General features: G+C 63.6%; 21 protein-coding genes and 1 tRNA gene. 10 read left to right on the forward strand and 12 right to left on the reverse strand.

What is annotated here, in order from left to right; translation table 11 throughout:
* Nucleotides 1–170: 170 nt before the first annotated feature.
* Together AC1VNY_RS11885 and AC1VNY_RS11890 are read right to left on the reverse strand one after the other, a co-directional pair.
* The gene (locus tag AC1VNY_RS11885; RefSeq protein ID WP_016845793.1) at nucleotides 171–425 is read right to left on the reverse strand and encodes a hypothetical protein; all 255 of its coding nucleotides are present in this window, start codon (nucleotides 423–425) and stop codon (nucleotides 171–173) included.
* Between the two features lie 118 nt (nucleotides 426–543).
* Nucleotides 544–744: a DUF3072 domain-containing protein gene (locus AC1VNY_RS11890; RefSeq protein ID WP_482405285.1), complete on the reverse strand. Its 201-nt coding sequence runs from the start codon at nucleotides 742–744 to the stop codon at nucleotides 544–546.
* Between the two features lie 61 nt (nucleotides 745–805).
* On the opposite strand from AC1VNY_RS11890, the gene AC1VNY_RS11895 reads away from it, so the two are divergent.
* The gene (locus AC1VNY_RS11895) at nucleotides 806–1,114 is read left to right on the forward strand and encodes a hypothetical protein (protein WP_482405286.1); all 309 of its coding nucleotides are present in this window, start codon (nucleotides 806–808) and stop codon (nucleotides 1,112–1,114) included.
* A 51-nt stretch (nucleotides 1,115–1,165) separates the two neighbouring features.
* Here the strand turns inward: AC1VNY_RS11895 and AC1VNY_RS11900 are convergent, their stop codons facing one another.
* Both AC1VNY_RS11900 and AC1VNY_RS11905 read right to left on the reverse strand, forming a co-directional pair.
* A complete protein-coding gene (locus AC1VNY_RS11900; RefSeq protein ID WP_482405287.1) occupies nucleotides 1,166–1,336 on the reverse strand; it encodes a hypothetical protein in 171 nt (56 codons plus the stop codon).
* A 145-nt stretch (nucleotides 1,337–1,481) separates the two neighbouring features.
* Nucleotides 1,482–3,470 (reverse strand): hybrid sensor histidine kinase/response regulator, encoded by a 1,989-nt coding sequence (locus AC1VNY_RS11905; protein WP_482405288.1) that lies wholly within the window; start codon nucleotides 3,468–3,470, stop codon nucleotides 1,482–1,484.
* 276 nt (nucleotides 3,471–3,746) lie between these two features.
* Between AC1VNY_RS11905 and AC1VNY_RS11910 the strand changes: the two genes are divergently transcribed.
* From AC1VNY_RS11910 to AC1VNY_RS11930, 5 genes are all read left to right on the forward strand, one after another.
* On the forward strand, nucleotides 3,747–10,037 hold the full coding sequence (locus tag AC1VNY_RS11910) for a HAMP domain-containing protein (RefSeq protein WP_482405289.1): 6,291 nt from the start codon (nucleotides 3,747–3,749) through the stop codon (nucleotides 10,035–10,037).
* Nucleotides 10,038–10,053: 16 nt separating this feature from the next.
* Nucleotides 10,054–11,547: a sensor histidine kinase gene (locus AC1VNY_RS11915; RefSeq protein ID WP_482405326.1), complete on the forward strand. Its 1,494-nt coding sequence runs from the start codon at nucleotides 10,054–10,056 to the stop codon at nucleotides 11,545–11,547.
* Between the two features lie 84 nt (nucleotides 11,548–11,631).
* Complete coding sequence (locus tag AC1VNY_RS11920) at nucleotides 11,632–12,789, forward strand: HlyD family secretion protein (protein ID WP_482405290.1); 1,158 nt, start codon at nucleotides 11,632–11,634, stop codon at nucleotides 12,787–12,789.
* A complete protein-coding gene (locus AC1VNY_RS11925) occupies nucleotides 12,786–14,399 on the forward strand; it encodes a DHA2 family efflux MFS transporter permease subunit (protein WP_482405291.1) in 1,614 nt (537 codons plus the stop codon). The genes AC1VNY_RS11920 and AC1VNY_RS11925 overlap by 4 nt, the downstream gene beginning before the upstream one ends.
* 79 nt (nucleotides 14,400–14,478) lie before the next feature.
* On the forward strand, nucleotides 14,479–15,822 hold the full coding sequence (locus AC1VNY_RS11930) for a PQQ-dependent sugar dehydrogenase (RefSeq protein ID WP_482405292.1): 1,344 nt from the start codon (nucleotides 14,479–14,481) through the stop codon (nucleotides 15,820–15,822).
* 18 nt (nucleotides 15,823–15,840) lie between these two features.
* On the opposite strand, the gene AC1VNY_RS11935 is transcribed toward AC1VNY_RS11930, so the two are convergent.
* The gene (locus AC1VNY_RS11935) at nucleotides 15,841–16,098 is read right to left on the reverse strand and encodes a hypothetical protein (RefSeq protein WP_028340659.1); all 258 of its coding nucleotides are present in this window, start codon (nucleotides 16,096–16,098) and stop codon (nucleotides 15,841–15,843) included.
* 200 nt (nucleotides 16,099–16,298) lie between these two features.
* On the opposite strand from AC1VNY_RS11935, the gene AC1VNY_RS11940 reads away from it, so the two are divergent.
* The gene (locus tag AC1VNY_RS11940) at nucleotides 16,299–17,117 is read left to right on the forward strand and encodes an aminoglycoside phosphotransferase family protein (protein WP_482405293.1); all 819 of its coding nucleotides are present in this window, start codon (nucleotides 16,299–16,301) and stop codon (nucleotides 17,115–17,117) included.
* A 12-nt stretch (nucleotides 17,118–17,129) separates the two neighbouring features.
* On the opposite strand, the gene AC1VNY_RS11945 is transcribed toward AC1VNY_RS11940, so the two are convergent.
* A complete protein-coding gene (locus AC1VNY_RS11945; RefSeq protein WP_016847764.1) occupies nucleotides 17,130–17,297 on the reverse strand; it encodes a hypothetical protein in 168 nt (55 codons plus the stop codon).
* An 82-nt stretch (nucleotides 17,298–17,379) separates the two neighbouring features.
* Nucleotides 17,380–17,838 carry a winged helix-turn-helix transcriptional regulator gene (locus AC1VNY_RS11950; protein ID WP_482405294.1) on the reverse strand — a complete coding sequence of 153 codons (459 nt, stop codon included), beginning with the start codon at nucleotides 17,836–17,838 and terminating at the stop codon, nucleotides 17,380–17,382.
* A gap of 152 nt (nucleotides 17,839–17,990) precedes the next feature.
* On the opposite strand from AC1VNY_RS11950, the gene AC1VNY_RS11955 reads away from it, so the two are divergent.
* Nucleotides 17,991–18,911, forward strand: coding sequence for an alpha/beta fold hydrolase (locus AC1VNY_RS11955; protein ID WP_482405295.1), 921 nt, complete (start codon nucleotides 17,991–17,993; stop codon nucleotides 18,909–18,911).
* A gap of 93 nt (nucleotides 18,912–19,004) precedes the next feature.
* Here AC1VNY_RS11955 and AC1VNY_RS11960 read toward each other — a convergent pair whose 3' ends face one another.
* Nucleotides 19,005–19,559, reverse strand: a complete 555-nt coding sequence (locus AC1VNY_RS11960; RefSeq protein ID WP_482405296.1) for an SGNH/GDSL hydrolase family protein — start codon at nucleotides 19,557–19,559, stop codon at nucleotides 19,005–19,007.
* Nucleotides 19,560–20,126: 567 nt separating this feature from the next.
* Between AC1VNY_RS11960 and AC1VNY_RS11965 the strand changes: the two genes are divergently transcribed.
* Nucleotides 20,127–20,435 carry a hypothetical protein gene (locus AC1VNY_RS11965; protein ID WP_100213607.1) on the forward strand — a complete coding sequence of 103 codons (309 nt, stop codon included), beginning with the start codon at nucleotides 20,127–20,129 and terminating at the stop codon, nucleotides 20,433–20,435.
* A 412-nt stretch (nucleotides 20,436–20,847) separates the two neighbouring features.
* Here the strand turns inward: AC1VNY_RS11965 and AC1VNY_RS11970 are convergent, their stop codons facing one another.
* The 4 genes from AC1VNY_RS11970 to AC1VNY_RS11985 all read right to left on the reverse strand — a co-directional run bounded on the left by AC1VNY_RS11970 (nucleotide 20,848) and on the right by AC1VNY_RS11985 (nucleotide 23,470).
* Entirely contained in the window at nucleotides 20,848–21,099 is a 252-nt protein-coding gene (locus AC1VNY_RS11970; RefSeq protein ID WP_482405297.1) for a hypothetical protein, read from the reverse strand.
* Nucleotides 21,100–21,202: 103 nt separating this feature from the next.
* A complete protein-coding gene (locus AC1VNY_RS11975; protein WP_482405298.1) occupies nucleotides 21,203–22,399 on the reverse strand; it encodes a succinylglutamate desuccinylase/aspartoacylase family protein in 1,197 nt (398 codons plus the stop codon).
* Nucleotides 22,400–23,119: 720 nt separating this feature from the next.
* Nucleotides 23,120–23,209, reverse strand: a tRNA-Ser gene (locus AC1VNY_RS11980).
* A 108-nt stretch (nucleotides 23,210–23,317) separates the two neighbouring features.
* Entirely contained in the window at nucleotides 23,318–23,470 is a 153-nt protein-coding gene (locus tag AC1VNY_RS11985) for a hypothetical protein (RefSeq protein ID WP_461191965.1), read from the reverse strand.
* A 461-nt stretch (nucleotides 23,471–23,931) separates the two neighbouring features.
* On the opposite strand from AC1VNY_RS11985, the gene AC1VNY_RS11990 reads away from it, so the two are divergent.
* Nucleotides 23,932–24,294, forward strand: coding sequence for a hypothetical protein (locus AC1VNY_RS11990; protein ID WP_482405299.1), 363 nt, complete (start codon nucleotides 23,932–23,934; stop codon nucleotides 24,292–24,294).
* The last annotated feature ends 119 nt before the right edge of the window (nucleotides 24,295–24,413 follow it).

Here is a 24,413-nt window from a genome sequence, read left to right on the forward strand (position 1 = left end):
AGAAAATGAGCCGCCCTGGTGTTCCTTGGCCCTCCAAGGCGGCCCGAGAGTACGGCTGAAGCGCATTGTGCGCCCGGCCGTCGCGTGTACCGCCGTTACCTTGTTTGCGGCCATAACGAACAGGGCCTTACGCAACCACCGCCGATTCGGCTGTAGCCGCCGCACCACAATCAGGAGCCAACGTCGTCGACCAGGCGGTCATACACGAGCGCTGACCGGAGGTTCATGGTTGCGATCTTCAGATAGCCCGGCTCGCGCATGGCGTTGTTGAACATCATGATCGCCGTCTTCCAGTAGCCGCGCTCACGCTGATCCAGGTTCAGCGCGGACAGGTAGTCCGCGGCGTCGCCGACCGTCGCGAGTGTTCGCCCGTCCTTCAGCGTAATCGGGAACGCAAGCGGCGACCGCTTCTCCAGCTCCAGCACGTCAGGCTCCCCCAGGACCAAGCAGCAATAGGACAAAGCAGCAATAACAGGAACAGACCTAGCTGCGCCGCTATATCAAAGCCTTAAGGGGACGTCCGGCCCAGTTGGAGCGGACGGTTCAGAAAGAATCCGCCAGCGCGATCTCCGCCTTCAGCGCAACGATGCGCCGTTCGGCTTCCTCGGACGTCAGATCGCGCGCGTACTGGTTCGGCTGATAGGCCTCCTCGGCAAGGCTCCTCAACCGCAGCGCCTGGGCGCGGGTCATCAGCCCGCCAAGGCGCTCCGCAACCTCACCATATCTTACCGCTGCCACGCTCATTGCTTGCCTCGCTTGCTGGATCGTGACTTGACAATATGTTCTATTTTTGTTCTAACAAGCCATGGACAACAAAATCAATGAAATTCGGCGCAAGATCAGCACGTTGCGAGCTGAGATGACCCTGATCGAGGCGTCGATCCGGGATCAGGTCAACCGCGACCTCGATTGCAGTGAAGCGTCGTACCGGCTGATGGCGATGCGAGCCGAAGTGGCCGAGCTGGTCGGCCGGTGGAAGGCCGCTGGCGGCGGCGAGCGTCTCCCCACGGTGCGGGAGCGGCTCAGCCGGAGCTTCGAGGACCGTACCGGTGCGAAGGTCAAGCAGGACAAGGCGAAGAAGCCCGGGCCCAGTCACAGCAACGCTCGGGTGTGATCGGGCCGTTCGACCAAAGAAGGGAGCCTCGAACAGCGGCTCAGGCCCAAATCAGGTTTCAAGGCGGGAACCCGAGCCGGAGGATCTGCATTTTCTTGTGGTGAGAGCCAACACCATAGCATCGCCCAGCGCCATGATCGCCGATCCGACCGCGCCACCGCGGGCATCGATGAATGACGATCGCAGTCCGTTGCTGACGCTGATCTCCTGCATCAGCTGCATCAGGACGATGCGGCTCGAGAGCAGCCATCCGGGCAGTGAGGGCAGGGATATTCTTCAGTACCGCTGCGAGCAATGCAGCCGCATCGAGCGGGTGCAATTGGTGCGGCGGAGCTGGCCGGCGGAACGCTAGCCTTTCCATTTTGAACTAGGAGGGGGCTTTCGCCTTTGGTCTGGCCGCGACGTCACGCGCGATGGCATCGAACTCGCCCAAAGCGTCGGCGGACGGGCTACTCGTCGCGCTCTCACCCCCGTGCCCCGTCAACTTCGCGAGTTCGCGGCTGAGGTCGTGGATGTGGTACGGCTTGCGCAGCACCGGAAAGTCGGACCTCACGTCGCGCGCGCTCTCGCTGTAGCCTGTCGTCAGCAGGATCGGCAGTTCGGGCTTCCTGTCGCGGATCGTGCGCGCCAGCTTCAGTCCATCGATCCTGCCGGGCATGACGATGTCGCTGAACACCACGTCGATCCCGTTTGCGTCGATTTCCGACAAGGCGGCCTCTGCGTTCGACGCCCAGTGCACGGTGTAACCGAGCTGTTCGAGCAGGCCCGTGCTCGCATCGGCGACGGCGGGATTGTCCTCGATCAGCAGGATCGTGGCCGAGCCGGGCACGCTGCGCCCCGTAGCCGTGCACTTTGCGGCCGCAGTCCCCCGCGGCAGGTAGATGCTGACCGTCGTGCCCTTGCCGAGCGCGCTCGTAATCTCGACCCGGCCATCCGCCTGGTGCGCGAAACCGTGAACCTGGGACAACCCAAGGCCAGTCCCTTTGCCGACCGGCTTGGTGGTGAAGAAGGGATCAAAGACCCTGTTCATGACATCGTCAGGAATGCCTTCGCCGGTGTCGGTAACGCTGACGACCACCTGGGCGGCTTCCGGGACATTGCGCGCCGCGATGGTCAGCGTGCCGCCGCCGGCCATCGCATCCCGCGCATTGACCACGAGGTTGATCAGCGCGGTCTCGAATTCGGTCGGATCGACGAAGATCGGCCAGAGATCCGCTCTGATCTCCATGTTCAGCTTGATCGCGCCGCCGAGTGCGCTGGTCAAAACCTCGCGCACCGCGGTGATCCTGTCAGTGACATTGATGGTCTGCGGATTGACACTCTGCCGACGCGCGAAGGTGAGGAGCTGCCTGGTCAGGGATGCGGCACGCTCGGATGCGGTTTCGATCGCACTGAGTGCAAGCCTGCCCCGTTCGCTCGTTACCTCACGCTTGATCCGGTGCAGATTGCCGGAGATGATCATCAGCAGGTTGTTGAAGTCGTGCGCGACGCCGCCGGTCAATTGGCCGATCGCATCCATCTTTTGCGATTCCGCAAGCTGACGCTGCACCTGTTCGAGCTTCTGATGCGCGTCGCGCCGCTCGGAAATATCCCGCGTGATCTTGGCGAAGCCGACCAGGCAGCCGTCGGTATCGCGGATCGGATCGATCACGACGCTCGCCCAGAAGAACGAACCGTCCTTGCGGACCCGCCAGCCTTCCTCCACGTAATGCCCGGTCTCTTCCGCGATCTTGAGCGCGCGGGCCGGCTTGCCGGCGGCCTGGTCGGCCGGCGTATAGAACCGCGAGAAGCTCTGGCCGATGATTTCGTCGGGCGAATAGCCCTTGATGCGCTCGCCGCCGGCGTTCCAATTGGCGACGATGCCGGCCGGCGTCAGCATGTAGAGCGCATAATCGGTGACATTGCTCACCAGCAGGCGGAACTGGCTTTCGCTGGCCTCGAGGTCCGCGCGCGCCTGATGCCGCTCGGCGATGTCGCGGATGACCATCACGTAGCCGACGAGCTTGCGCTTCTCATGGATCGGATCGATGACCACAGCGGCGTAGAATTGCGATCCGTCCTTGCGGAGACACCAGCCTTCGGCCGCTGAGTGCTTTTCCTTCCGCGCCATCTGCAGCGCTTTCGCCGGAACGCCGGATGCGCGGTCTTCGGCAGGATAGAAGACCGAGAAGTGCTTGCCGAGGATCGCCTTGGCCGGATAGCCCGTGATGCGCTCAGCGCCCTTGTTCCAGTTGATCACCCGTCCATCGGGCGCGAGCATGCAAATCGCGTAGTCGACCACGCCGCCAGCCGCCGGCCGAAAATCCCGCGGGCTCGCAACGATTCCCCGTTCGAGCTGTTCTGATTTCTTAACCATCACCGATCCTGCCCCCGCCCGAAACGCGCGGGAGAGGCCAATGTTCCATGCGAACACGAGGATCGCGGGGTAATCCGACCGGCTCAGGTCGGTCTTCAGAAAAGTCCCGCCGACGGCTGGAACTTTTGGTTCCAGTCGCGATTAAGGTACTCGGTTTGCGTCACAAATTGCGGTTTTGGCGTTTTCCCGCTTGAATAGATCAAGGGCAGTCATTCTTATGGTCACACTGGCATTGTCGAGTCTCTGGATTCGCGGCCAGCGCGTAGGGGAAATTACATGACCGATCTCGGTTCGCCGCCTCGTCCCCGTGCTGATACACGCCGCAGCCAATCATCAAACGGAAGCCTCGATTCCTCGCATGACCTGCTGCAATCGCTGCAGGCGATGCGCGCCGGCGACTTCTCGGTCCGGATGCGTGGCGACTATCTCGGCATCGACGGCAAGATCGCGGACGCCTTCAACGAAATCGCAGCCGCCAATGAGCGCATGGCGCAGCAATTGGCGCGCGTCGGCCAGGTCGTCGGCCGCGAGGGACAGACCCGCCAGCGCGTCAATTTCGGCCTCGCCAGCGGCGCCTGGGCCGATATGGAGAGCTCGGTCAACACGCTGATCGACGATCTTCTGTGGCCGACCCGCGAGGTCACCCGCGCGGTCGCCGCGGTGGCGCAGGGCGACCTGCTGCAGACCGTGCAGCTCGACGTCGAGGGCCGGCCGCTGCGCGGCGAATTCCTGCAGTCGGCGAACATCGTCAACACGATGATCAAGCAGCTTTCGGTGTTCACCTCGGAGGTCACGCGCGTGGCGCGCGAAGTCGGCACCGAGGGCAAGCTCGGCGGCCAGGCCCAGGTGCCGGAAGTGACCGGCGTCTGGAAGGACCTGACCGAGAGCGTCAACTCGATGGCCAACAACCTGACCGGCCAGGTCCGCAACATCGCCGAGGTGACGATCGCGGTCGCCAACGGCGACTTGTCCAAGAAGATCACGGTCGACGTTCGCGGCGAGATCCTGCAGCTGAAGGAAGCCATCAACACGATGGTCGATCAGCTGCGTTCGTTCGCGTCGGAAGTGACGCGCGTGGCGCGCGAGGTCGGCACCGACGGCAAGCTCGGCGGCCAGGCGATCGTGCCCGGCGTCGCCGGTACCTGGAAGGACCTCACCGACTCGGTGAACGCGATGTGCGGCAACCTGACCGCCCAGGTGCGCAACATCGCCAACGTGACCACGGCCGTGGCGCGCGGCGACCTGTCACGCAAGATCACGGTCGACGTCAGCGGCGAGATTTTGGAGCTGAAGGACACCATCAACACGATGGTGGACCAGCTCAACTCGTTCGCGTCGGAAGTGACGCGCGTGGCGCGCGAGGTCGGCACCGAAGGCAAGCTCGGCGGCCAGGCCCAGGTGCCCGGCGTTGCCGGCACCTGGAAGGACCTGACCGACAACGTCAACTTCATGGCGTCGAACCTGACCGCGCAGGTCCGCAACATCGCCGACGTCGCGACCGCCATCGCCGGCGGCGACCTCTCGAAGAAGATCACGGTCAACGTGTCGGGCGAGATCCTTCAGCTGAAGGAAACGCTCAACACGATGGTCGATCAGCTCAACGCCTTCGCGTCGGAAGTGACGCGCGTGGCGCGCGAGGTCGGCACCGAAGGCAAGCTCGGCGGCCAGGCCAATGTGCTCGGCGTCGCCGGCACCTGGAAGGATCTGACCGACAACGTCAACTTCATGGCGTCGAACCTGACCGCGCAGGTCCGCAACATCGCCGCCGTGACGACGGCGGTCGCGGGCGGCGACCTCTCCAAGAAGATCACGGTGGACGTGCGCGGCGAAATCCTCGAGCTGAAGGACACCATCAACACGATGGTGGACCAGCTCAACGCCTTCGCGGGCGAAGTGACGCGCGTGGCGCGCGAGGTCGGCACCGAAGGCAAGCTCGGCGGCCAGGCCGAGGTGCGCGGCGTCGCCGGCACCTGGAAGGATCTCACCGACAGCGTCAACTCGATGGCCTCGAACCTGACCGCGCAGGTCCGCAACATCGCCGAGGTCGCGACCGCGGTGGCGAAGGGCGACCTGTCGAAGAAGATCACGGTGAACGTGTCGGGCGAAATCCTTCAGCTGAAGGAAACGCTCAACACGATGGTGGACCAGCTCAACGCCTTCGCCGGCGAGGTGACACGCGTGGCGCGCGAGGTCGGCACCGACGGCAAGCTGGGCGGCCAGGCCGAGGTGCCCGGCGTCGCCGGCACCTGGAAGGACCTGACGGACAGCGTCAACTCGATGGCCGGCAATCTCACGGCGCAGGTCCGTAACATCGCTGAAGTCGCGACCGCGATCGCCGGCGGCGACCTGTCGCGCAAGATCACGGTCGACGTGCGCGGCGAGATCCTCCAGCTGAAGCAAACGCTGAACACGATGGTCGACCAGCTCAACCGCTTCGCGGGCGAGGTGACGCGCGTGGCGCGCGAGGTCGGCACCGACGGCAGCCTCGGCGGCCAGGCCAACGTGCCCGGCGTCGCCGGCACCTGGAAAGACCTGACCGATAACGTCAACTCGATGGCCGGCAACCTGACCGCGCAAGTCCGCAACATCGCCGAGGTGACCACCGCCGTGGCGCGCGGCGACCTGTCGCGCAAGATCACCGTCGACGTGAAGGGCGAAATCCTCGAGCTCAAGAACACCATCAACACGATGGTGGACCAGCTCAATGCGTTTGCGGGCGAGGTGACGCGCGTGGCGCGCGAGGTCGGTACCGAAGGCAAGCTGGGCGGCCAGGCCGAAGTGCCCGGCGTCGCCGGCACCTGGAAGGACCTGACCGACAACGTCAACTTCATGGCGTCGAACCTGACCGCGCAGGTCCGCAACATCGCCGAGGTCGCGAGCGCGATCGCCGGCGGCGATCTGTCGAAGAAGATCACGGTGGACGTGCGCGGCGAGATCCTGCTGCTCAAGGACACCCTGAACACGATGGTCGAGCAGCTGCGCTCGTTCGCCGCCGAAGTGACGCGTGTGGCGCGCGAGGTCGGCACCGAAGGGCGGCTCGGCGGCCAGGCCGTGGTGCCCGGCGTCGGCGGCACCTGGAAGGACCTCACCGACAACGTCAATCTGCTGGCGGCGAACCTGACCACCCAGGTGCGCAACATCGCCGAAGTCACCACCGCGGTGGCGCGCGGCGACCTCTCGCGCAAGATCACGGTTGACGTGAAAGGCGAAATCCTCGAGCTCAAGAACACCATCAACACCATGGTCGACCAGCTCAACGCGTTCGCCGGCGAGGTGACGCGCGTGGCGCGCGAGGTGGGCACCGAGGGCAAGCTTGGCGGCCAGGCCGAGGTGCGCGGCGTCGCCGGCACCTGGAAGGATCTCACCGACACCGTCAACGTCATGGCGGTCAACCTGACCGAGCAGGTGCGCGGCATCGTCAAGGTGGTGACCGCGGTCGCCAACGGCGACCTGAAGCAGAACCTGACGGTGAAGTCGAAAGGCGAGGTGGCCGCGCTCGCCGACACCATCAACAACATGACCGAGACGCTTGCGACCTTCGCCGAACAGGTCACCAGCGTGGCGCGCGAGGTCGGCGTCGAGGGACGGCTCGGCGGTCAGGCCAACGTGCCCGGCACGGCCGGCACCTGGAAGGATCTCACCGGCAACGTCAACCTGCTCGCGGCCAACCTGACCTCGCAGGTGCGCGCGATCGCGGAAGTGGCGACCGCCGTGACCAAGGGCGACCTGACGCGCTCGATCCAGGTCGACGTCCGCGGCGAAGTTGCGGAGCTGAAGGACAACATCAACACGATGATCGGCAACCTCCGTCTCACGACGGAGCGCAACACCGAGCAGGACTGGCTGAAGACCAACCTGGCGCGCTTCACCAACATGCTGCAGGGCCAGCGCGATCTTGCGACCGTCGGCCGGCTATTGCTGACCGAGCTTGCGCCTCTGATCAACGCGCATATGGGCGTGATCTACCAGGTCGACAATCCCGAGAATGCGCAGTTGCGCCTGTTGTCGGCCTATGCCAGCGACAGCAGCAATCCGCATCCGCAGATCGTCCAGTTCGGCGAGGGATTGATCGGCCAATGCGCGCTCGACAAGCGCCAGCGCCTCGTCTCCGAGATTCCCGGCGATGCGGTGCCGATCAATTCGGCCTTGATGCGGATCATGCCGAAGAACCTCGTCGTGTTTCCGGTGCAATTCGAGAACCAGGTCAAGGCGGTGATCGAGCTGTCCTCGATCGCCTCGTTCACGACCTCGCAGATTACCTTCCTCGAACAATTGACCGACAGCATCGGCATCGTGCTCAACAGCATCGAGGCGACGATGCAGACCGAGGCGCTGCTCAAGCAGTCGCAACAGCTCGCCGGCGAGCTGCAGACCCAGCAGAAGGAGTTGCAGCAGACCAACGATCAGCTGGAGCAGAAGGCCCAGCAGCTTGCCGAACGCAACGTCGACGTCGAGCGCAAGAACCAGGAAATCGAGCAGGCGCGGCGCGCGCTGGAAGAGAAGGCGACCGAGCTGTCGCTGACCTCGAAGTACAAATCCGAATTCCTTGCCAACATGTCGCACGAGTTGCGGACGCCGCTGAACTCGATCCTGATCCTGGGCCAGCAGCTCACCGAAAATCCCGACGGCAATCTGACCGGCAAGCAGGTCGAGTTTGCCCGCACCATTCACGGTGCCGGCACCGACCTGCTGAACCTGATCAGCGACATCCTCGATCTCTCCAAGATCGAGTCCGGCACGGTGACGGTCGACGCCGAGGAAATCCTGACATCGAGCCTGCTCGAGACCGTCGGACGACCGTTCCGGCACGAGGCGGAGAACCGCCATCTCTCGTTCAGCATCGATGTCGACGCCAATCTTGCGCGCAGCATGGTGACCGACTCCAAGCGGCTGCAGCAGGTGCTCAAGAACCTGTTGTCGAATGCGTTCAAGTTCACCGCGGAAGGCGGCGTCAGCCTGACCGTGTCGGCCGCGCTCGGCGGCTGGAGTGTGGAGCATCCGATCCTCAATGCGGCGCCTGCGGTCGTTGCGTTCGAGGTGTCGGATACCGGCATCGGCATTCCACAAGACAAGCAGAAGCTGATCTTCGAGGCGTTCCAGCAAGCCGACGCCGGCACCAGCCGCAAATATGGCGGCACCGGTCTTGGACTGGCGATCAGCCGTGAGCTCGCGGGTCTGCTCGGCGGCGAGATCCATCTGCGCAGCGCGCCGGGCAAGGGCTCGACCTTCACGCTCTATCTGCCGCTGAAATATGCCGGCCCCTCGGTGGCGCTGCGTCAGCAAGCCCAGCCGTTCCCGATGCCGCACACGCCGGCGCCGGCGCTGCAGACGTCCGGCGCGCAGGACCGTGTGATCGAGCAGCTTCCGGACGACCGGCTCAATCTCGAGCCCGGCGACACCATCCTGCTGATCGTCGAGGACGATCCGCATTACGCGCGGGTGCTGATCGATCTGGCGCGCGACAAGGGCTTCAAGGTGCTGGTCGCAAGCCGCGGCGCCGAAGCGCTGGATCTGGCCAAGCAGTTCCAGCCGAGCGCGGTGTCGCTCGACGTCTTCCTGCCCGACATGCTGGGCTGGACGGTGCTGAGCCAGCTCAAGCACAATCCGCTGACCCGTCACATTCCGGTTCAGATCATCACGCTCGACGAGGACCGACAGCACGCGCTGGCGCGCGGCGCCTTCTCCTTCGTCAACAAGCCGACGACGACGGAAGGCGTCAGCGCGGCGCTGTCGCAGATCAAGGAATACGCCAGACCGCGCCGCAAGCGCCTGCTGATTGTGGAGGACAACGCGGCGGAGCAGCTCAGCATTACCGAATTGCTCGGGCACGAGGATATCGAGATCGTGACCACCGGCACCGGGGCAGGGGCGCTCTCAACGATGCGCGAAAACCCGTACGACTGCGTCGTGCTCGACTTGCGCTTGCCCGACATGAGCGGTTTCGAGGTGCTGGATCAGATCCGCAAGGACGAGACGCTCTCCAATATTCCCGTTGTCGTGTTTACGGGCCGGGAACTTTCAGCGGAAGAAGACGCGGAACTGCACACGATGGCGCGCAGCATCGTCGTCAAGGGCGTGGAATCGCCGGAGCGTCTGCTCGACGAAACGTCACTGTTCCTGCACCGTGTGATCACGGAATTGCCCGTCGAAAAACAGAGGATGCTGGAGAAGCTCAATAGTTCCGACGAGGATCTTATTGGCAAGACCGCGCTGCTGGTCGACGACGATGCCCGCAACATCTTCGCGCTCTCGAGCGTGTTGGAGCGGCGAGGTATGAAGGTGTTGACTGCGACGACCGGTCACGAGGCCATCTCGCTGGTCGAATCCAATCCCAAGATTGCGATCGTGTTGATGGACATCATGATGCCGCAGATGGACGGTTACCAGACCATCGGCGCCATCCGGCAAAACCCCGCCTTCGCGCGGCTGCCGATCATCGCGCTGACCGCGAAGGCGATGAAAGGCGATCGAGAGAAATGCCTGGAGGCAGGCGCGTCCGACTATCTGGCGAAACCCGTGAACACCGAGCAACTGCTGCTGGCGATCCGCATGTGGCTGCACCGCTGATCGGCGATCGAACATGATGGACCACGAAAAGGTAAACATCCTTCTGGTCGATGACCAGCCGGCGAAGCTGCTGGCCTATGAGGTCATCCTGAAGGAGCTCGGCGAGACGCTGGTCGCCGCGTCGTCGGGCCGCGAAGCGCTGGAGTTCCTGCTCAAGAACGAAGTCGCGGTCATCCTGGTCGACGTCTGCATGCCCGAGCTCGACGGCTTCGAGCTCGCGGCGATGATCCGCGAACATCCGCGCTTCCAGAAGACCGCGATGATCTTCATCTCGGCAATCCAGGTCAGCGATATCGACCGGCTTCGCGGCTACGAGATGGGTGCGGTCGATTACGTGCCGGTGCCTGTCGTGCCCGAGGTGCTGCGGGCAAAGATCCGCGTGTTCGCCGAGCTCTACCGCAAGACACGGGAGCTCGAACGCCTCAACGCGGAGCTCGAGGACCGCGTGCGCGCACGCACCGCCGAGCTCGAGCAATCGACCACGCGGCTGGTCGAGAGCGAGGCGCGCCGCAGCATGGCGATTGCCGCCGGCAAGATGGGCTCGTGGGACTGGGATTGGGTCAACGGCGACTGGATGTGGGACGAGGGGCAATACAAGATCTTCGGCGTCGACCCGAAATCCTTCAAGCTCACCTCCGACAATATACAGGCGCTGTTTCATCCCGACGATGTCGAACACCTCCGGCAAGCCTGGACCGGCTTCGGCAAGGGCCAGACGTCCTACGAAACCGAATTCCGCGTCATGCGGCCGGACGGCGAGGTGCGCTGGTGCGTCGGCACAGCCGCGGCCACCAGCGACCGCAACGGCAAGGTGGTCCGGGTGAGCGGCGTCACCGTCGACATCACCGATCGCAAGAAAGCCGAGGAGCGGCAGAGCCTGTTGACCCGCGAGGTCGATCATCGCGCCAAGAACGCGCTCGCGCTGGCGCAATCGATCGTGCGGCTGACGCGCGCCCAGAACGTGACCGCCTATGTGCGGGCGGTCGAGGGCCGCATCACGGCGCTGGCGCGCGTTCACACCGTGCTGTCGCTGTCGAGTTGGCAGGGTGCCGAAATCCGGCGGCTGGTCGCCGAGGAGATCGCGCCGTATTCGGAGGCCGGGCAGATCCAGATTGACGGCGCGGAGGTGCAGTTGCAGCCCGCGACCGCGCAGACGCTGGCCCTGGCGTTGCATGAGCTCGTCACCAACTCCGCCAAATATGGCAGCCTCTCGGTGCTGTCGGGCCGGCTCGCGATCACCTGGGAATTGCACGACGACACGCTGATCCTGGCCTGGGTGGAATCCGGCGGACCTCCCGTGACCAAGCCGAAGCAGAAAGGTTTCGGCACCCGAAGCGTGATCGCCAGCATCGAAACCCAGCTCGGCGGGCGCGCCGACTTCGATTGGCGCGCCGAGGGCCTGGTGTGCCGGCTGACGGTTCCGCTCAAGTCGCTTGTCGGGGAGACACCGGCGTTCCGCGAACCGTCGGCAGCCGAACGCAAGCCCCTGGTCAGTTCCAGAGCCGTGTAGCGCCTCCCGGCCGAACAGGAACCAAGCGCCGGACGCTGCGGTTAACGAAGCTTGACCGCTCCGTTCGTGGCTTGAGGTGCTGCCGTGGATGCCCAAACCCGTGAGCGCGGGCCGTCCGCGGAGAAGCCGCGGCAGCCTGAGCGCAATCCCGAGCAAGAAACGCGACCCGACCGCGAATCCTCGCCGCAGCAGGAGACCGGGCGCAAGCCATCGATGCGTGATCGGCTGCGCGAGCACTGGCTGCTTGCCACAGTCGGCGCCTGTCTGCTCCTGCTCGCGATCATCGGTGGCGTGAGCTACTGGCTCGACGTCCGTCATTATGAATCGACCGATGACGCGTTCGTGGCCGCACGCAGCTTTGCGGTGGCGGCAAAGGTCGGCGGCTACGTCGTCGACGTCCCCGTTACCGACAACCAGCACGTCAATGCCGGCGACCTCCTCGCGAGGATCGACGAGCGCGATTACAAGATCGCCGTCGATCAGGCCAGCGCACAGGTCGCGGTCTCAGAGGCCAACATCGCCAATGTCGAGGCCCAGATCGACAGCCAGCACGAGCAGATCAAGGAAGCCAAGGCGCAGCAGCAGCAGGCCGAGGCGCAATTGAAGTTCGCGCGGGAGGAGGCGGAGCGCGCCCAGAACCTCGTCGAAAAGGGCGCGGGCACGGTGCAGCGGCAGCAGCAGACCCGTTCGGATCTCGACGCCCAGCAGGCCAATGCCAGCCGCGCCAGGACGGCAGTGACCGCGGCCGAACTCGGCGTCAAGACGCTCGAGGCTCAGCTCAAGAGCAGCAAGGCATCGCTGGAGCAGGCGCAGGCACAGCTCGATCAGGCCAAATTGAACCTGCAATATACAAGCATCGTCGCGGCGCAATCCGGACGCGTCGTCAAGCTGAGCGGCGCGGTCGGCACCTATGTGGCGCCGGCCCAGAGCGTCATGATGTTCGTTCCGGACGAGGTGTGGATCACCGCCAATTACAAGGAAACGCAGCTGACGGACATGCGCCCGGGCCAGCCGGTCGAGATCAGGATCGATGCGTATCCGGGGCGCAAGCTCACCGGCCGCGTGGCGTCGGTTCAGCCGGGCTCGGGCACTGCGTTCAGCCTGCTGCCGGCGGAGAACGCGACCGGCAATTTCGTCAAGGTCGTGCAGCGCGTTCCCGTGAAGATCGTGATCGACAATTGGCCGAATGACGTTCCGATCGGTCCCGGCATGTCGGTCGTGCCCTGGACCAGGGTGCGATGACCGACGTTGCGGCAGGCGGCGGCGCGGCCTGGTCGCCGGAGCGTTCGGCTGCCGGCGGACATAATCCCTATCTGATTGCCTTCGTCGTCTCGATCGCGACGTTCATGGAGGTGCTGGACACCACGATCGCCAATGTGGCCTTGCGCCATATCGCGGGCGGCCTGGCGGTCGGCATCGACGAGAGCACCTATGTCATCACCAGCTATCTGGTCGCCAACGCGATCGTGCTGTCGATCTCGGGCTGGCTCTCGACCGTGATCGGCCGCAAGCGCTTCTACATGATCTGCGTCGGCACCTTTGCATTCGCGTCCCTGCTGTGCGGGCTTGCCTGGAGCCTGGAGGCGCTGGTTTTGTTCCGGATCATCCAGGGCCTTGGCGGCGGCGGGATGGCGACGAGCGAACAGGCGATCCTCGCCGACTCCTTTCCGCCGTCCAAGCGTGGCCAGGCGTTCGCGATCTACGGCGTCGCGGTGGTGGTTGCTCCCGTGATCGGGCCGACGCTCGGCGGCTGGATCACCGATACCTATAGCTGGCACTGGATCTTTCTGATCAACGTGCCGATGGGCTTGCTCTCGCTGTTCCTGGTCGGGACGCTGGTCAAGGAGCCGTCCGGCGCCGAGCAGGAGCGCAGGCAGCTCCTCAAGGACGGCCTGCGCGTCGACTACATCGGCTTCGTGCTGGTCGCGATCGGGCTCGGTTCGCTCGAATTCGTGCTCGACGAAGGCCAGCGCAAGGACTGGTTCGGCTCCAACATGATCGTCGGCTTCGCGCTGGCCTCGGCGATTTGTCTGATCGCGCTGGTTCCCTGGGAGCTGACGCGCAAGGACCCGATCGTCGATCTCCGCCTTCTGGGACGCCGCCAGTTCGGATCGTGTTTCCTGGTGATGATGTGCACCGGCGCGGTGCTGATCTCGTCGACGCAGCTCCTGCCGCAGCTGTTGCAGACCGAGCTGAACTATACCGCGCTGCTGGCAGGGCTCGCACTGTCGCCCGGCGGCATCGTCACGCTGATCTTGATGCCGGTGGTCGGCAACCTCGTCAGCCGCGTTCAGCCAAAATATCTGATCGCGATCGGCGGCTGCATCGTTGCATTCTCGATGTGGCACCTGACGGGATTGAACGGCGACATCACCTATGGCTACGCTGCGCTCGCGCGCATCTTCCTCTCCGCCGGGCTTCCGTTCCTGTTTCTGCCGGTCACGACGGCGTCCTATGACGGCGTGCCGCCGGACAAGACCAATCAGGCCTCGGCACTGATCAACGTCGCGCGCAATATCGGCGGGTCGATGGGCGTCGCACTCGCCCAGACGGCACTGGCGCAACGCCAGCAATTCCACCAGAGCCGGCTGATCGAGCATGCCGCGCCGTCCGATCTCGGGTATCAGCAGACCATCGACACGATGACGCGCTTCTTTCAGGCGCAGGGGTCGAACGCATCGGACGCCGCGTCCCAGGCGGTCGCCTGGGTCGGCCAAACCTTGCAGCGGCAGGTCGACCTGCTCGCCTATATCGACGTGTTCTGGATGCTCTCGATCATCGGCCTCGTGATGATCCCGCTGGCGCTGATCATCAAACCGGTCGATCTGACGGCGCCGCCCAAGGGTCATTAAAGCAGACGACATTGTGAACGCCGGAGCGGCCGAACCGCGCTATGAACGGCGTGACCGAAGGAAATCGCGCGAGGAGCATATGCCCAGGACGAGTCTTGCCGCTGCGGGTCTGTCGGCTGTCTTCCTCGCGGCGATCAGCATCACGCAATCGGGCGCCGAGCCCGTGCTGAAAGGCACGGAAGCCTTCGGCGACTGGCAACGCGACAAGCCGGGCACGGTGCGCCTGATCACGCCGCAGGACTTACCCAAGCCCGGGGCAACGGCGTCGAGCAGCAAGTTTCCGCGCGTCATGCCGAGACCTGCATCGGCCATGCCGCAGGTGCCGGCAGGGTTCAAGGCCGAACTGTTTGCGAGCGGGCTCAGCGGCCCGCGGATCATCCGGACCGCGCCCAATGGCGATATCTTCGTCGTGGAAACCGGCTCGGGCCGCATTCGTATCCTGCGCAGCGCCGACGGCGCCACCAAGCCTGCCACCAATGAAGTCTACGCGACCGGCTTGAAGCAGCCGTTCGGCATCGCGTTCTTTCCGAGCGGTGACAATCCGCAATGGCTCTATGTCGCCAACACCGACAGCGTCGTGCGGTTTGCCTACCGTAACGGCGATTTCAAGGCGTCGGGAAAGCCCGAGACGATCGTCGCCCGGCTGCCGCCCGGCTACGGCCATTCCACGCGTGATATCGTGTTCACGCCGGACGACAAGCGGATGCTGGTATCGGTCGGCTCCGCCGGCAACGCAGGCGAGGGGCTGGGCCGCCCGCCGAAAGGGATCGAGGCCTGGAGCCGCGACCATGCGCTCGGCGCTGCCTGGGGCGACGAGACCGACCGCGCCGCCGTGCTCGCCTTCGATCCTGATGGCAAGAACCAGAAGCTGTTTGCCACGGGGATCCGCAACTGCGTCGGACTTGCGATCCAGCCCGGAAGCGGTACGCCGTGGTGTTCGACCAACGAGCGCGATGGCCGCGGCGACAATCTTGTGCCCGACTATGTGACACGGGTCCGCGAAGGCGCGTTCTACGGCTGGCCCTGGTACTACATCGGCGGCACCGAAGACCCCTCGCATGCCGGCGCGCGGCCCGACCTGAAGGACAAGGTGACGGTCCCCGACGTTCTGTTGCAGGCCCACTCGGCGTCGCTTGGCCTGACCTTCTACACCGGCAGCAGTTTTCCGCCGGAATATCGCGGCGATGCGTTTGCCGCCGAACACGGCTCGTGGAATCGGTCGAAGCGCACCGGCTACAAGGTCATTCGCATCAGGCTGAAGGACGGCGTGCCGACCGGCGAGTACGAGGATTTCGTCACCGGCTTCGTCATCGGCGACAATGAGGTCTGGGGCCGTCCGGTCGGTGTGACGGTCGCGCGCGATGGCGCCCTGCTGGTCTCCGAAGACGGCAACGGCACGATCTGGCGCGTCAGCCGCGACTAACGCTCCAGGCGGCGCGCGCTAGCCGAGCCCGTCCTTGAGGCCATACTCCTCGTAGATGGTCAGGGGATCGGTGTCGGGAAACAACCGGCACTTGGCCTGCGCAAGATGCAGCGTGACGGCGCCGGCCTCACATCTGGCGGTCAGGATTTTTCGGACATCCTCCATATGCGCGCGCGGCTGATGCTTTGACGGCAGCTGTTCGAGTGCCACCAGCGCTGTGGCCAGGGCCTCCGTGACCACCCATTCGTCGTGTCCGGTAATTCCCTTTCGCGGCATCGCCACACCCTCCGTAGCACCGGCTGCGACATTGTAGCGCGAGATGGGTGGGGGCTGTCATCAGCCAACATGGGCAGGGCAGCGGGGAACCGGTTCAGTGGTCCTGCCACGATGCGCCGCAGGGAACCGGCGTGGCAGCGCGCGGAAGCAATGATTAGAACCACCAGGCTCGCTTCTTCGTCCCCGGTCAGTTCACCCAAATGTTCGCTCCCTATCTCTCGGCCTGGAGTCTTGTCCCCGACGGCGACCCGACCGTGACGCACGCCGCACGGTTGCTGCCGGTGCGCCGGCATGGGGAGCCGGCCATGCTCAAGCTCTCGCACGAGCCGGACGAATGCCTCGGTGCCGTCGTGATGGAGTGGTGGGACGGCGAAGGTGCGGCGCGGGTTCTTGCCCGTGACGGCGACGCCCTTCTGCTCGAGAGGGCGACGGGTTCGGCTTCGCTCAGCGAAATGGCGCGCACCGGCCGGGACGACGAGGCGTGCCGGATTCTCTGTGCAACGGCCGATCGGCTTCACACCGAGAGAGCGAAGCCGCGGCCGGATCTGACGCCGCTGACGCACTGGTTTCGTGAGTTGTGGCCCGCGGCGAGGGCGCATGGCGGCATTCTGAACCGATCGGCGGAAGTTGCCGAAGCTCTGCTGGGCAATCAGCGTGAGATCGTGGTCCTGCATGGCGACCTGCACCATGACAACGTGCTCGACTTCGGCGCGCGCGGCTGGCTTGCGATCGATCCGAAGCATCTTGTCGGCGAGCGCGGGTTCGACTTCGCCAACATCTTCACCAATCCGGATCTTGCGGATCCGACACGGCCGGTCGCGACCGAACCCGGACGCTTTGCCCGGCGGCTCGACATCGTCGTTGAAGCCGCGCGGCTGGATCGCCGGCGCCTGCTGTCATGGATCGTGGCCTGGACCGGCTTGTCGGCAGCCTGGTTTCTGGGGGACGGCGATCCACTCGCCGAAATCGACCTTACCATCGCACAACTTGCGGCCGCCGAGCTCGACCGGATGGCGTAGAGCGCGCAGCGATTACGCCGCCGCGGCGCTGGCTCCACTCAGCGACACGCTCAGAATCCGCCACTTCGAGATATCGAAGAAGTAGGCGGCCTTGATGCGCGCGGAAGCGGGGTCCGGCGCCTGAATCGCCGTGTGGAATTGCCGCGTCCCATCGCTCAGCGAAATCCGGAATGTTTGCATTGGTCGAACCTCCACGCGCGGATGCTGCGGCACGGAGCGTTAACATCCGGTTGCAGTTGATGGCGCGCGACACGTGCACTTCTCACTCGGGTGAGGCCGGCGGCAGCCGCACCATCGTGTCCTCCGCGCCAACGACGCGTCCGTCTTGCGCGCGCAATTCGAGCCGCCGCACCGGCAGCCCCTTCTTGCGGTCGACCAGGAGCACATGCGCCTCGTCGGGTTCAAAGAAGAAGTCCTCACCCCACTGCCGGAGCGCGACGAGAAGAGGGAAGAGCCCGCGTCCCTTTTCGGTCAGCACATATTCCTGGTAGGGGCTGCCGTCGCTTGCGGGCACCGTCTCCATGATGCCGTGCGCCAGAAGATTGCGGAGCCGGGCCGAGAGGATGTTCTTGGCAAGCCCGAGGCTCTTCTGAAACTCGCCGAAGCGGCGCAGCCCGTCGAAGGCATCGCGGACAATCAGCAACGACCACCAGTCGCCGATCGCATCCAGCGGCCGGGCGACGCCGCACATCGAGTCCCTGTGGCTCACTCGCTTGGCCATCGTGATCCTCAACACTCATTCCCTGGGGGTGATCGGCGCTCAATGGCGCGGCCGGAAAACCACCCGGATCGTTGGTTGGATATATTGGTTGCAAAGTAAAACCTCAAGCGTTACACGTCGGTTTCAATTTGAAACCATACGAGGTCAGAGCCGTGATCCAATCCGACGCCACGTTCGACGGCACTTTTTCGTTCTCGCCGCATTTCAGCGCGGCGCCGGGCTTTCAGATGCATTATGTCGACGAAGGTCCGCGGGACGGCGAGGTGGTGCTTTGCCTGCACGGCGAACCAAGCTGGGGCTATCTGTTCCGCCACCTGGTGCCGGGCCTCAGTGCGACGCACCGGGTGGTCGTTCCGGATCACATGGGCTTTGGTAAGAGCGCGACGCCGGCGCATCGCAGCTATTGGCTGCAGGACCATGTCGACAATCTCGAAGCGCTGGTCCGCGCGCTCGATCTCACCAACATCACGCTCGTCATGCATGATTTCGGCGGCCCGGTTGGCATGGGATTAGCGGCCCGGCATCCGGAGCGGATCCGCCGCATCGTTTCCGCCAATGGGCCAACGCCGTTCGGGCAGAGCGATCTGTTCGATCGCGTCGCCGCTAACGCGCAGGTCTCGCCGTGGTTTCAATGGATCGCAAAGGCCGAGGCGAGCGGCGACCTCGAGCCGGTTCTCGGACAGCTCGGCTTCAACATCCTGAGCACGCTGAAGCTCAACGGATTCGAGAACAACGCCGTCATCACCGACGCCTGGCTCGCCGCCTACGGAGCGCACTTCGCGCGTCCGGCGGACTGCCTCGGCGCGATCGGCTGGGCCAAGGGCTTTGCGACTGGCGCGCATCAATTCCAGACGCCCGATCCCGCCGCCGACCGTTTGATTCGCAGCAAGCCTGCGCTCGCGATCTGGGGCGAGGCGGACCGCACGCTGCGTGCAGAGCATTTCCTGCCGCTGTTTTTTGCAATCTTCCCGACGGCACCGGTGAGGCGCCTTGCCGGTGTCGGGCATTATTGTTTCGAGGATGCGCCTGAGGAAATCCCGGGCCTGATCGCGGAGTTCATCCGGCAGACGTGACTGCGCGTCTGATCGCGTGCCGCGGGCAGGCAGCACGGACCGTGCAACGCTCCTGTATTGTGGGGCCGTGCCAGCCGGTCCGGCCGTCGCGCGTCACATCGTGCATTCCGCCGAGATCGCCGCCTCAAGTGCCGGCACCCAGGCCTTGTAGGCGGCCGTGGTGAAGTGAATGCCGTCGGCCATCTTCGCGCCGGGCGGCAAATGCGGGTCGATAAACCGAACACCGCGCGCAACTGCGGCAGCTTCGATCGCGCGGTTGGTCCGTTCGTCAGCTGCGACGGCAATGACCACCAATGGCCGCGTCGACAGCGGCTTGACGGTCTCGATGAGGTCGGTGAAGTCGCGTTGCGCCGTTGGCGATCCGGCGTCGTTCGCGCCCACCGCGAGGACGAGCAAGAATGCGCCCTGGTCCTGCAGCACGCGCCCGGCGAGCTGCTTTGCCTCCAGGATGGTCTGACCGCCAACGCCGGCATTGATGAGCGGGCGTCCGCAGAGCAGCCGGGGCAGCGGAGCCATTTCGGTGATGCTATCGCCAAGCACAACGATCGGCACCGGCGCGTCGGCGAGCGCGGCGCGTATCATGAATTCGCGCACCGCGGCATGATCGTGAAAGGCGTGCTGAGACACTTCACCGAAGCGGTTGCGCATCCTCTGCAGCTCCGCAAAGGAAGCGACAAAACCAATCAGAAAAGTAACGGCCAAAACCCAAGGTAGTGCGCGACGCATTGCTCGTCAGAGCTACCATCGCGGCTCCAGCCCGAGCAATATTCAGAAACAACCGCACAACGCCGGAGCGATCACTTTATGCGGATCACGTCCTGCGGGAGGTTGCTGGATACGGCGGCGCGCAACCCGTTACCATCGTTGCGGCAATCTGGTGGTCGGCTATCGCGCAGCCGCTTCAGTCTCAGCTCTGAGCCCGGCCGAGCTCGCGCGGTGCTCGGTATCGACGCTGTGACGCCGCCGGATCGAGGGAGGCATTGTCCCGAAAAGACGCCGCCGGTCTCACAAATACACGCCCGGCGGCGTTTTCTTCCTGGACTGGGACACTGAAATCCCCAGCACCGTCAAAAGTGCAGCGACTATGCCATCGCGGTTCACGCAGGACGGCAAAGTACGCATGCCGCATCGCTGGATTCCTTGACCTAGATCAAGCCCCATCTATCGAAAACAGCGTCACATCCAAGCCCCCTGTCATTTCAATTGGAGGGTAGCATGGCAGTCGTCGTGCAGTATGTGGTCAAGCCGAATCCAGGCGGCGACCTCGCAGGAATACTCGAATTGGCAAAGGAGAGCGCCGGGCTTTGGCGCAAGCACGGTGGCAAACCAAGGTTCTGGTCTGTCGCCGTCGGTGAAGCCGGCAATTTCGTTTTCTCAGTGAATTTCGAAACGTTTTCGGCTTACGGCGCGGCGGTTGACAAACTCAACGCCGATCCAGCCTTCCACACTTGGCAAGCGAAAAGATTGAAAGCGGGCTTGACCACCCTCGTGCGCGCGAACATGGCGATCGAGATTGAACTTTGAGTGAGCAGTACGCGAAAATTACGCCGCCGGGTTCGAAATGGTTTGTCCCGGCGGCGTAATTTCAGCTGGTTCGCGATGCCCATAACCATAGTGGGATTGTCGTAACGGCCGCATCGACGCCGGTATCAATGCGGCTGTGCGTTCTCGCCGCGTTGGCCGGATCTATTGGGCGTACGAAATCGTCGTGGACAAATAACAAAGTGAATTCAATAAATTGTGGCGGACCGTGAACGATGATGACGCGCAATATGTTTTCGCCATAGCCCTCCCGTAGCTCTGCGTGTGCGGCATGCCGGCGATGGCGTGCTCGAATCGCGATACCGATTTTCTTGCGGCGAGACGCTCAACCGCCGGTGCATGGAGACGGCGCGGCGCGGCCGACGCCCCGACGACAGTCGTCCCTGCACGATGGTCAGCGTCCACCGGCCGTTCGAATAGGTCGTTCCTTCTGTCCCATGGCCGGCAGATCAACCGCGGGCGCGCCGTTGACGGATACCGAAGGGCGGTCGCCGAACAGACGCACTGCCAAATGCGTACCGTCCTGGCATGTGTAGTCGCTGACGGGGTTAGGGTTGCCCGCGCCAATCGACGTGCCGGACTCGGCATGCCCGGAGCTTGCAAGCAACAGGGCGCCAATCGCCGCGATCGATAGATTTCTCAACATCTTAGAACTCCAAATTGGGGCGTTGGCAAGAGAAGCCAGGGTCCGGCGCGCCGCAAGCCGCTGAAATCATAGCGGCTTGTGGGTTCTTGCCTGTAGGCACCAACTACTCCTGATAGGCCTCCTTGCCGTCCGGGACCGGCTTCTCGAACAGAATAAACGCCAGGTTGTCTCCGGGTTCGGAGATCACATCGGTGCGCAGGCCCGACATCTCGCCGGTCACGCTGCTCGCATACTCCGCGACCACTTCACCAAAGCTGTTGCGCTGGATGGCGATCTTCTGCCCGGCTTCGACCTTGTCGTTGAGCTTAACCAGATGCTCGACGAACCCTCCCTGGGTTGCGGCAATCGGGATTGCGCCACGGCCGACAAAGACACGCACATCCTTGCCGGTACGCCCCATCGGGCCGACGAGGATCCCGTGCTGCTTGAGCACGTTCATTGTACCCTCTACGAACTGCGCGATCATCGGGAGGTCCAAGACGCGCGCGGCGCCGACCTCCGGACAGATCGCTGGGACGCCTGCAGCGAGAAGCGCATTATGCAGCGTTGTGGGAAAGGCATGTTGCGGCATGTCGAGGATCTGGCCGACCGGATAGAGATCGGCCATCGCCTTGACCTCCGGCACATCCATGCTGGCAATATTGAATGCGCTGACCTCGAAGCCGGTCGTCCCGGTATGGAAGTCGATCGCGGCGTCCGCGTTCGGCCGCAGTAGCCGCTTGAACACCAGCGCGGCATGCCGGTCGGGCGCGGTGCCGTTCTCGTTCCCCGGCCATACCCTGTTCATATCGATCAGGTCGATGCTCCTGCTCGAGTTGGGCCATTTGCGCTGGATGGCCAACATGGCCGGGCGCGCTATGTCCGTGACCGCCATCACCGTCCCCGACATCTGTGCCGGATCGAGTTGGTTCATCACGGTCATGACCGTATGCACCGAACTCATCTCGTCGCCGTGTACGCCGCTGGTCAGAACGACGCGTTTACCTGGCTTTGCGCCTCTGGCGACGATTACGGACACGTACCAGTGCTCTCCGGTACGCATCTGCACGCCCTGAAAGAACAGATGGTGCCTCTGGCCGGGCTCCAGGTCGTTGACGTCGAGTGCGCTGACGACTTTCTTTCCCTGGATTGTTTCTCCGGTATAAACTGTTCCCTTTCCAGTCGCGGCGTCGGTGGAGGACGAGGTTTGCGCAGCCGCTGGGATGGCATTGGCGGCAAGCGCCGTTGCCACCCCGACCGTAGCAATGGATGCCTTGATCAGATCGCGACGCTTGATGCCATTTTGGGGTTTATCGACCATGCTCGGAGCCTTTCTTGATTGTACGGGATGATATTTCTGCCGACGGCACGTACGCCGGCTGCGAGACCCCGCCCGACTTCACAACTACGAAGATGCCGCTGAAGCGGAGCGCCACTGCGAGAAAAAGCGATGTGGGGAGAAATTGCGAGGATTCACTTCTTAACATCTCCCGACGCCGAGGAGGGGACGGACACGATCGCCTTCTCGGTTGGCGTGTCGTCCTTCAACGACAAGAGCCTCTTCCGTCATTGCACAGCGGTCGCCGCCTGCACGAGAACTGGCGGCGTGTAGGACCTCAGGTGCCGCATCGTTGATGCCACCGCGACTGCAATGAAGGGTCCGTTGGTGCTGAACGAGGGGCTCACGCTGGCGCCGATGTCACGCGCTGACCGCAGCCTCTCCAGATCCTCACGGCCAAGGTCAAAATTACTTTAATCTAACACCATTGAACCCAGAACCAACATGATGCGCGGCCCTCACGTACATTCGCGTCTTCTCCAGCGCGTGACCTTCGTAATTGATAGGTCGACTCGAGGCGCAAAAGTTTCAGCTCGGTGCTCGATTTTCTCGCGCCTTCTCGGGTGGAGAAACGCGCGTCTTCTCGAGTGTGGGGAGTAGTGTGGGGAGTCATCGTGCCCCTTCGTGCCGTTTGAGAGCGTTTCGTGCTCTTCTGCGATCACAGATCTAAGGGGAGATAGACGAGCTAAGTCATTGATTTTGTGGCGGAAGGGGTGGGATTCGAACCCACGGTACCCTTGCGGGCACGCCGGTTTTCAAGACCGGTGCCTTAAACCACTCGGCCACCCTTCCGGATCAAGGATCAGGCCCTTAGCGTAGGGCAGCGCCGAACGCAACGCGAACTTGGCAGCGAAACCCGGGCCGGCCGGTCATTCGCCCGGTCCCTGCTGAAGGGGCAGGTCACACATGCGGCAGCCCCGCGCCAATGCAGGCGAGGCCGACAATCAGCAGCGCGCCTGCGCACGCTTCCAAGATGACTGAACGATGCCGCCTTGCATAAACGGCGAGCACCGATCCCACGATCGTGCTCGCGATACCGAACTCCACGATCATTGATTTAAATCGCTGAACTTTGGCAATTGGCCTTGACGAAGAAAAAATGAAATATCTCAGACACTACACGACGCCACGTCGGTGCGGGCATCGGTTTTCGGCTTAACGTTAAGGTGGCGAACCCTGGATTTGCGGATACACCGCCAACCCCGCTGTTACTGTCGGGGTGATCTGGACCGCACTATTATTGTCGATCGCGTCTGCTGAACATGCTTCGAAACCCGCGGGGCAGCCGCGGCAATTGCCATTCCGAACTAGTCCTAACCAACAGACTGGCAGGCAAATCGCGTGCGCAAAAGTAGTAGCGCGCCGCAGCATTGCGGTTCGTGGTGGATGGAAATTGGGAAAAAGGCGCAATGTAACGTCGTGGGCGGAGGGTGGCCGCTACAGCCTCCGAAGCCGTGTCAGTCCCAGCTCAATCCGCCTTCCATCTGGGCGCACCGGACGGGGAGGGAGATCTCATGAAGGCAGCGCTCTTGGCATTGTCGCTCGTTGGTCAGCCGCCCGTACAAATTTCAGACAGTGTTCCCAACTTCGACATCAAGGCGCTTTGCGCGGACGTTTCCGTTGACGATAGAGCGTCGGGACTTCCCAAGGACGCGAGTAAGTGCGTGAGTGACGAGACGGTTGCGCGGCAGCAGCTAAACTCGATCTGGCTAACTGTCCCGGCAGGACCGCGTGAAAGTTGCGAACTCTTGGCGGGGTCAGGGCAAGTACAAAGCTATGTCGAACTCCTCGTTTGCCTGAAAATGATTGACTGGGACTCGCCATCGACAGTGCCCTCTCAGAGGCCCAAGCAAGGTTCGAAAACGCCAGGCAATTGAGCGCCATTCGATGAATTGCGGGTTGAAAGAGGCCGCCAATTGAGGCGGCCGGAAACGCTTCAATTGCGGCCGAAGATCAAAGAACGGATCAGCCTGGCTGGGCAGCGGCCTGGATCTGA

The organism is Bradyrhizobium ferriligni (genome assembly GCF_056837965.1).

Bases quoted from the DNA above. Each gene is read 5' to 3' on its own strand.
- AC1VNY_RS11890 (WP_482405285.1), bottom strand. From the start codon at position 744: ATGAGCGTGGCAGCGGTAAGATATGGTGAGGTTGCGGAGCGCCTTGGC.
- AC1VNY_RS11895 (WP_482405286.1), top strand. From the start codon at position 806: ATGGACAACAAAATCAATGAAATTCGGCGCAAGATCAGCACGTTGCGA.
- AC1VNY_RS11900 (WP_482405287.1), bottom strand. From the start codon at position 1,336: ATGCAGCTGATGCAGGAGATCAGCGTCAGCAACGGACTGCGATCGTCA.
- AC1VNY_RS11905 (WP_482405288.1), bottom strand. From the start codon at position 3,470: ATGGTTAAGAAATCAGAACAGCTCGAACGGGGAATCGTTGCGAGCCCG.
- AC1VNY_RS11910 (WP_482405289.1), top strand. From the start codon at position 3,747: ATGACCGATCTCGGTTCGCCGCCTCGTCCCCGTGCTGATACACGCCGC.
- AC1VNY_RS11915 (WP_482405326.1), top strand. From the start codon at position 10,054: ATGGACCACGAAAAGGTAAACATCCTTCTGGTCGATGACCAGCCGGCG.
- AC1VNY_RS11925 (WP_482405291.1), top strand. From the start codon at position 12,786: ATGACCGACGTTGCGGCAGGCGGCGGCGCGGCCTGGTCGCCGGAGCGT.
- AC1VNY_RS11930 (WP_482405292.1), top strand. From the start codon at position 14,479: ATGCCCAGGACGAGTCTTGCCGCTGCGGGTCTGTCGGCTGTCTTCCTC.
- AC1VNY_RS11935 (WP_028340659.1), bottom strand. From the start codon at position 16,098: ATGCCGCGAAAGGGAATTACCGGACACGACGAATGGGTGGTCACGGAG.
- AC1VNY_RS11940 (WP_482405293.1), top strand. From the start codon at position 16,299: ATGTTCGCTCCCTATCTCTCGGCCTGGAGTCTTGTCCCCGACGGCGAC.
- AC1VNY_RS11945 (WP_016847764.1), bottom strand. From the start codon at position 17,297: ATGCAAACATTCCGGATTTCGCTGAGCGATGGGACGCGGCAATTCCAC.
- AC1VNY_RS11950 (WP_482405294.1), bottom strand. From the start codon at position 17,838: ATGGCCAAGCGAGTGAGCCACAGGGACTCGATGTGCGGCGTCGCCCGG.
- AC1VNY_RS11960 (WP_482405296.1), bottom strand. From the start codon at position 19,559: ATGCGCAACCGCTTCGGTGAAGTGTCTCAGCACGCCTTTCACGATCAT.
- AC1VNY_RS11965 (WP_100213607.1), top strand. From the start codon at position 20,127: ATGGCAGTCGTCGTGCAGTATGTGGTCAAGCCGAATCCAGGCGGCGAC.
- AC1VNY_RS11970 (WP_482405297.1), bottom strand. From the start codon at position 21,099: ATGTTGAGAAATCTATCGATCGCGGCGATTGGCGCCCTGTTGCTTGCA.
- AC1VNY_RS11975 (WP_482405298.1), bottom strand. From the start codon at position 22,399: ATGGTCGATAAACCCCAAAATGGCATCAAGCGTCGCGATCTGATCAAG.
- AC1VNY_RS11985 (WP_461191965.1), bottom strand. From the start codon at position 23,470: ATGATCGTGGAGTTCGGTATCGCGAGCACGATCGTGGGATCGGTGCTC.
- AC1VNY_RS11990 (WP_482405299.1), top strand. From the start codon at position 23,932: ATGAAGGCAGCGCTCTTGGCATTGTCGCTCGTTGGTCAGCCGCCCGTA.